The 7,521-nt window shown below is 65.0% G+C and carries 4 protein-coding genes and 1 pseudogene; all 5 read left to right on the top strand.

Annotation, left to right across the window (positions count from 1 at the left end; translation table 11 throughout):
• Positions 1–59 precede the first annotated feature (59 nt).
• Positions 60–806: a hypothetical protein gene (locus tag Q0D45_RS19685; protein ID WP_293397052.1), complete on the top strand. Its 747-nt coding sequence runs from the start codon at positions 60–62 to the stop codon at positions 804–806.
• Positions 806–1,219 (top strand): hypothetical protein, encoded by a 414-nt coding sequence (locus Q0D45_RS19680; RefSeq protein ID WP_293397050.1) that lies wholly within the window; start codon positions 806–808, stop codon positions 1,217–1,219. Before Q0D45_RS19685 ends, Q0D45_RS19680 begins: the two co-directional genes overlap by 1 nt.
• Complete coding sequence (locus tag Q0D45_RS19675) at positions 1,219–4,293, top strand: hypothetical protein (protein ID WP_293397047.1); 3,075 nt, start codon at positions 1,219–1,221, stop codon at positions 4,291–4,293. Before Q0D45_RS19680 ends, Q0D45_RS19675 begins: the two co-directional genes overlap by 1 nt.
• A complete protein-coding gene (locus Q0D45_RS19670; protein WP_293397044.1) occupies positions 4,293–6,884 on the top strand; it encodes a hypothetical protein in 2,592 nt (863 codons plus the stop codon). Before Q0D45_RS19675 ends, Q0D45_RS19670 begins: the two co-directional genes overlap by 1 nt.
• Positions 6,884–7,521: pseudogene (locus Q0D45_RS19665) on the top strand (hypothetical protein); the annotation flags it as partial. The gene Q0D45_RS19670 and the pseudogene Q0D45_RS19665, both read left to right, overlap by 1 nt.

Genomic DNA, 7,521 nt, shown 5'->3' with positions numbered 1-7,521 from the left:
AAACGTTCGTCCTCAACTGCCAGAGCAAGTACAAGTCCGACGAATCCTGAGGTAGAGCCGTGGCGAGTGAAATCAATCTGCAAGGGCTGATCGATCTCGCCCGGCTCTATTCCGACCAGCGTCCGGGCGGAGCGAATGCGTTCATCCCTGACGCTGGTTCGGGGTCGGCAACGACGCTTATCAACGGCGCGATTGCGGAGCTCTACGACCTGCTCGTGGCGAGCGGCGGACATGAGTACTACGTCAAGGACGCGACGATCAACGTCGTGCCCGGGACGAGCATCTACGCGCTGCCGACCGACTACTACCAGGCGCAGACCATCCACCTACCGTGGCAGTCGGACGATTGGGAGTACGTACAGCCGTTCGAGCAAGCTGAGCGCATGCGGCTGATGAACTTCCAGACCTGGGGACGCCGCACCCCGAAGGGTTACCGCGTGCAGGGCGTGCAGTCGCTAGCGAGCGGCTCGACGCTGACCTCGCAGATCGAGTTTCTGCCGGTGCCGACGACGACGATCGGTGCGACGCTGCGCTATGTGCCGGCATTCACGCCGTTGGTCAACCTAACGACCGACTTTTTCACGACCGTGAACGGCTGGCAGAAAATCATCGCCTTCAAGGCCGCTATCGAGATGCGCGTGATCGCCAAGCTCGATGCCAGCGACCTGATGCAGCTTTTCCAGCTCGAGCGCGACCGCGTGCAGGAGATGGCGGACAAGCGCGCGCAGGGGGCGACGCCGCAGATCGTCGACATCGACGCTTACCGTCAGTTCCCCGAGTGGGCGGCTGATCGGCGGTGGATCTGATGCTGAAGCAGATCCGCCAGTTCGTTACCGAGAATCTGCCGCTACTCAGCAAGCAGCTCTCTACGCTGGAAAACAACGTCGCGGCCGAGACGGCATCGATTCGAGCCGACACGATGCCGGGCATGCGTGTGCTCTCGTTCAGCGCGGCCGCTCCGCTTCGAAGCTTCACCGTCGGCCAGCTCGCGCTGTGCGACACGACGACGGGCAACCTAGTGTTGACGCTCGACCGGCCTGGGGTGCCCGGGTTCGCGACGTTCGCCAAGCAGGTGGCGGCGAATACTCTCACCATCGCGCCCGCCGGAACATCGAGCGGGGTGTCGGTGAAAATCAACCAGGCCGCAAGTATAGCAATCGCGAATGTCGGCCTTTATTGGCTGTATTTCGACGGCGTGAACTGGTTGGTAAACAGCTGATGGGCGACCCGAAAGTCAAGCTTACGGCCGCCGTCTTCGAGCAGGGCCAAAACGAGGGCATCGAGCGCACGGTGCTGCCGCTGCCTCAGCTGAGCGCGGTGTCGAACGCGCGCATGCGCAAAACCGGTCGCTGGGGGAAGCGCTGGGGCCACACGGCGATCAGCTCGACCAATCTGAGCTCGACGGCTGGAAAATACCGCTGCCTGGGGCCTGGATTCGCGATCGTTGACGATCAGTGCAACCGCTACGACCGGACGGCGGGCGCATTCGTGGCCGCTTCCGCTACCGCTTCCGCCAATGCCGCACAGGTTCCGGGCGCGGTGAGCGGCTGGCTTCCCGATCGCGCGTTCTTCCCGCTCACCGTCAAGGGACTGCAGCTGAAAACGCCATGCGCCACGCTGTTCGCACTCGGCTATCTGTGGACCGTGGGGCAGGCAACTGACTCGACGGCAACTGATCAGCAGCTGCGCATTTCCGCCACTGATCCGAACGACCAGACGCTCGTGTTTTTCTTCGAGCTTCGCGCCGTGGTAGCGGGCGCTGGCGGCATCAGGTGGCCTCGGCTCGTGCTGATGGGCTCGACGCTCGCGCTGACCTACTACGACTTCAGTACGACCAGCATCCGGGGGCGCGTGCTGACGACGCTAGCGGGCGGTTTCGGTGCCGAGGTCGCCATCACTGGCGCCGGTATCCTGTCGTACGATGTGACGCCCTATTCGGCGACGCTATGCCTGTTTGCCGTCAGTCGAGCCGGCAATAACATGGACGCTGGAACGCTGACCACGGCGCTGGCGGTGAATTCGACGTTCAATTTCGTCGAGGCGAACCCCATCACCGCGATCTCGATCGTGGGCTCGCCCTCGACGCCGGTTTACGTTGGCTACAACCTCGCCGCCATCACCACGAGCAAGGTCCGCGTCTACACGACCGGCTTTGGTGGCGTGACGGGTACGGCGACCATCAGCGCGGCCGACAATGCTCGCCCGCTGCTCGTACTGCTGCCATCGGGCGACGTGCGGACGGTCCACGCGATCAAGGCTACCGCGGTCGTCCCATTCGTTGCGCAGTTCAAGATTCGTGACGTGTCGACGGGGGCAGTAGCGGGAGCGAACACGCTGACCCAAAACGGCGCCGCTCCGGCTGCGGTCCCCTTCGCGATCGGGGCGACCACCTATATGTGGTGCCAATTGATCGTCAGCCCGGTTGTCGCAGGTGCGGGAGCTATCGTCAACGGCGGCGCCGCGACATTGCTGCGGCTGCCTGCGCCTGCGTCGATGACTCCGGCTGGCATGCTGATGGCCCCGATTGAGCTGTCGGCGCAGGACCTGATCACCGGAGCCGACTCCACGACGGGGATGCTCGAGCTCGCGGGGCTGCCCGGCGTCACCCAGATCGGAACCGGTGCCACCTACGCCACTGTGATCCCGTCGCTGTTCGCGATTCCCAATGGCGGAGTCCTGACCAGCCACGAATACCGTGTCATACAGACCACACACTACACCGACGTAGCGGCTCGACGCGGGCTTCAGAGCTTCCCCGCCGATTCCACGCAGTTCGTGCCGATGGGCGCATTTACGCGCGTTGATGATCGCGGCCCAGTCGAGGAGGGATTCGTGCATGCCCCGCAGCTGGCAGTACCGGTACCGGGCGCAGCGGGGGCGCTGACGCCTTCGAAGACCTATTACTATACGGCGATATTTCGAAGCCGGTCGGACTCCGGGCGTTCCGAGCTTTCGGCGCCCGCTACGCCGGTCAAGATCCTGATGGGCGGCGCTCAAAACTCGAACACCATCGCCGTCACGTCGCTGCTGCTGTCGGCTCGCAAAAACTCACAGGTTGAGATCTACCGCACGCTCGCGGACGGGCAGACGTTCTACCTATGCGCTGTCCTCCCGAATGACAACTCGGCCGCGTCGCTCTCGTTCGTGGACGCCATCTCTGACGTTACTCTCGCTGTGCAAGCGGCGCTCTACACGCAGGTCGGGCAGCAGCTCGCGAATGGCTTTCCGCCCGCCTCGCGCTTCGGGTGCTCGGGGGCTGGGCGCGTGTTCCTGGCGGGTCAGATCCGCCCCGACATCGTGACGGCCTCGAAGCTTATCCAGGGCGACCAGTCGCCGACGTTCTGCGATGGCGACGCCTTCAAGGTGGTGCTGCCGTCGCCCTGCACGGGTGTGGCGTGGATGGATGCGCTGGTCACGTTCACCGCGGAGGGCATCTACATCAGCAGCGGTGAGGGGCCGACTGACGACGGCGTGGGGGACTTCGGCTCACTCGCTCGGCTTCCGTTCGCGCTCGGGTGCATCGAGCCTCGCAGCGTGATCACGGTCGACGAGGGGACGTTTTTCCAGACTTCGCGAGGGCTCTACCTGCTGCCTCGCGGGTTCGGTACGCCGGTAGCCGTTGACTCCGTGATGGACGACCTCGCCGCCAACCCATTCGTTACTGGGTGTGTGACGATGACGAAGCCGCTCGAGCAGTCGGTGCGGTGGTCCTGTGTTGCTGCCGCCGATGCCACCTTTGGCGTTCAACTCGTCTATGACCTGGTGCACAAATCCTGGAGCGTCGATACCCTGACTGATGGCGTCTTGTCGGTGTTCGCTCCTACTTGCATGGGTAATTGGCTTAACTCCGAGGTCGCCATGGCAAGCAATGCGGCGCAAAGCCTGCGAGTGACGAACAGCGCGTTTGACGACAACGGCTCGGCTATCCCGATGTTTATTCGCACGGGTGACATCCGCCCGTTTGGCCCGACCGAGCAAGGTAGCGTTCAGCGGCTCTCGACACTGCTGGAGCTGCGCAGCGCGTGCTCCGTGACCGTTGGCAAGGTTAGCGATCGCGGTACCGCGCACAACGCGACGCGCGTGTATACTGGCGTCGGTCCAGACACCACTCCGGGGCAGCTCAGCACGCTACTGACCGACCTTGGATCGACGGAGCAGCGCTCAATCAGCTCGCTCCGGGTGGAAATCAGCGAATCGAGCACCACGGAAGGCGTTGCGCTGATCGCTATGGCATTGGAAAATGGTGCACCGGAAGGCGCGCGGCTCAACAAGCCCGCAGATCGGATTGTTTGATGGCTGACGACAATGCACAGAGGTTGCTGGCGCTGCAGCAACAGGCGGCGCAGAACCGTGGCGAAAACGTGGGCTCGACCTCGCAGAATCTGAACGGTGGCGCCGCTCTCGGCGGAGCGGCTACGGGTGCAGCGGCGGGTGCGGCGCTGGGGCCGTGGGGCGCGGCGGCTGGCGGAGTCATTGGCGGCCTAGCCGGTCTATTCAGCGGCGGCGACAACTCCGCCCCGCAGGCCCCATCCGCACAGTTCGCGGCGGGCAATGGCTCCGACTTGACGAATCACCTGGCGGCGCTGCAGTACTCCGAGGGGCTCAGTCAGCAGCAGGCGCAGAATGCGCGCGAGGCTGCGTTCTACAACCAGGCGAACGGGAATTTTGATATCGGCAACGCGGCACAGCTTCGCGGGCCGCAACAGATCGAGGCCAACCAAGCGGACCAGCAGCGGCAGTTGCAGGCACTTGGCGCCACGAACGCTAGCGGCCAGCAGATGACCGATACTGGCAACCTGCTCACCCAGATGGGCACGGCTCCGCAGGGCGCGAGCTATGCCGAGGCGCAGCTGCGTCAGGGGCAGGACGCCGCGATGGCTCAGCAGCTCTCGCAGGCACGATCGGGTCGCTCGCTCGGATCGGGGCAAGCCTCGATGAATCAGGCCATGTTCAACAACGCGGCGCTGAACCAGCAGACCAACCTAGCGGCAGCCAATGCGCGGCTGCAGGAGCAGCAGAACTACAACCAGTTCCAACTCGGTGCACTGCAGGGCGCGGGCAATGCCTACGGCGGAGCGGGGGCGCTTGCGGGCCAGGCCGGCAATCAGTCGACGGCGATCCGCAGCGGGAACGAAGGGCTGCAGGCGCAGAATGCGGCGCTCGGTCAGAGCCAGCAACAGATCAACAACCAAACGACAGGGCTCTACAACCAGCTCGGTGCGCAGCAGCAGGGCCTCGGCATGCAGGCCAATCAGCAGGGGCAGAACGCCTATCAGTTCGGTCAGCAGCAGGGTCAGAACATGCAGACGGCGCAGCTGAACGCGAACCTCGGGCAGGCCACCTCGCAGACGGCTACGAACATCGCGAATCAGAACAACGCGAACACGCATCAAGCGGCAAACATGAATATGGCGGCGTCTGGCCTTGGGGCGGTCGCCAATGCTGCCGCGAATTGGGATAGCGGCGGCGGAAGTTCGAGCAGCTCAGCTTCGCCTTACGCGAACATCACCACGGCCAGCCATTACACTCCGAGCGGCGGCGGAGACTTGTCCAGCGATGAGCGCGCCAAGACCAACATCCGCGCGCTGGGTGGCGATCCGGCTTCGCTATCGCCGGTCTCGGTCGCTTACAAGCCCGATCAGCCCGGCAAATACGCTGAATTCGACCCCAAGACGGCGCGCGCCTACGAGAATTTCGATCTGCGCGCTGCCGCTGGCAATGCCGACCAGAGCCAGCTCGTCGATACCGACACCAACAAGGTCGGCGTGACTGGCGAGGGACCGAGCAATGTCGCCAGCTACTATGAGACCATCAACGCGCTGAACAACGCCTATCGCGGAAGCCAGAGCGCCCCCGCTGATGTGCTGAATCATGTGGCCGGCGCTGGGGCTGGCCCTAGTGACTCGCAGGCAGCTGTGCTTGCGGCTCTTGGTCGACCGGTGACTCGAGCAGTGGCGCCCTACACCGGCGCCGTGCGCGACCTGGAGCCGAACACCACTGACCAGATCGGCCGCTACCGAACGACCGCGCCGCTGACCACCTTCGACCGCGAGAAAGCGAAGGCGGCTGCCGCGCCGGCCCCGATAGCGGCGCCTGCACCTCCCGCGAATTGGGGCGACGTGTTCAACGCGCCGACGCTCGATCCGAGGGTGCAAGCCTACCTGAACGGCTACAGCGCGCAGGCTGCTCCAACACCGACCCCACAGGTGGTAATACCGCAGAAGGTTGCGCCATATGAGGGAGTTGCCTATACGGGTGGCGGCGATCATACCGTGAGCACGGTTCCGGTGGTGGCTACGGGCAACGGCAACCACACCGTCGCCAAGTCGAAGCTCATCTCCACCGGAGGCGGCAATCACACGATCATGTCCGACATCGGTAGCAAGACTGCGGTCCGCGGGCTCGACGGCGGCGTGCTGTCCGACCAGCACAGCAAGAGCAGGATCCGTGAGCTCGAGACGCAGCTGGCGGCGCTCAGCGCTCCGCAGCAGCCCCCAACCGCGAGCTTCGCGCCGCAGGCTCCCGACTACGCGGCCCTCGATGCCGCCTATGCTCGCCAGCAGCAGCCGCCCGGTGTCGACTTCCGCAACGCTCACGGCTACGAGTACGAGTACAAGGATCCGAAGGCTGTCGGCGCCGCCCCTGGTCGGCAAGTAGGCACGATGGCGCAGGAGCTCGAGCAGACCAGCGCCGCGCCCTACGTGCACGATACGCCGCACGGCAAGCAGGTAGACACCGCCCGGCTACCGCTCGCGCTGGCGCCCGCCATCGGCGAGACGCAGACGCGAGTGGATGAGCTCGAGCGCCAGCTGAACGCGCTGCAGGGCTCGGGGCTGAGACCCTACGCGACGCAACCAGGCTTTGCCGATCCAAGGGCGTACTGATGGCCTATTCCCTGCGAGCTGACGGCCTGACCGATCTGCATCTGCCGGACGGCACCGTCATGCCCATGGCTCTGCAGCCTGCCGATCTGGAAGCGATGGGACATCAGCAGATCCCGGCTGTTCGCCCCCCGTCTCCGCCGCTCGCAGTGGCTGGACCGGGCGGCGGGGATCCGCGTGACATGGCCGGCGGCGCGGGCGTGTTTGCTCGGCCGCGCATTGCCACCGACATGGCGCAGGCAGACCGCGATCTGCAGGAGCAGGCGAGCCGTAGCGAGAATACTGCGCAGCTGCGGTCGCTGCTCGAGCAGTCGCCGCAGTCGTACCCGAAGGCTGCGCCCGTCTCCAAGTTCGATGTGCCGCTGCCTGCCTCGGCTAAGCGCGGGCCCGACCTGGCGCCCCATTCGGCCCCACGTGGAGCCGAAGCACCGACACGCGACGATGGTATTCAGCTCACCCCCGAGCAGGAGCTAGCGTTCCGCGAGGCTGCCGGCGGCGGTGGAGGTGGTGGTGGCCGACCGGGACTCGGCGTCAGCAGCCGACACGAGAAGTACACGACTTACGGCGCCGTGCCGCGGGAGCTATCCGACGACATCGCCCAGCGCGAGGAGTACAACGCGCAAGATGCAGCCGTCCACCT

Source organism: Nevskia sp. (assembly GCF_023266035.1).
Taxonomy (GTDB): Bacteria; Pseudomonadota; Gammaproteobacteria; order Nevskiales; family Nevskiaceae; genus Nevskia.
This window is presented reverse-complemented; position numbering and strand designations above follow the sequence as displayed.

Coding starts and splice junctions, on each gene's coding strand:
- Q0D45_RS19675 (WP_293397047.1), top strand. CDS start 1,219: ATGGGCGACCCGAAAGTCAAGCTTACGGCCGCCGTCTTCGAGCAGGGC.
- Q0D45_RS19670 (WP_293397044.1), top strand. CDS start 4,293: ATGGCTGACGACAATGCACAGAGGTTGCTGGCGCTGCAGCAACAGGCG.
- Q0D45_RS19680 (WP_293397050.1), top strand. CDS start 806: ATGCTGAAGCAGATCCGCCAGTTCGTTACCGAGAATCTGCCGCTACTC.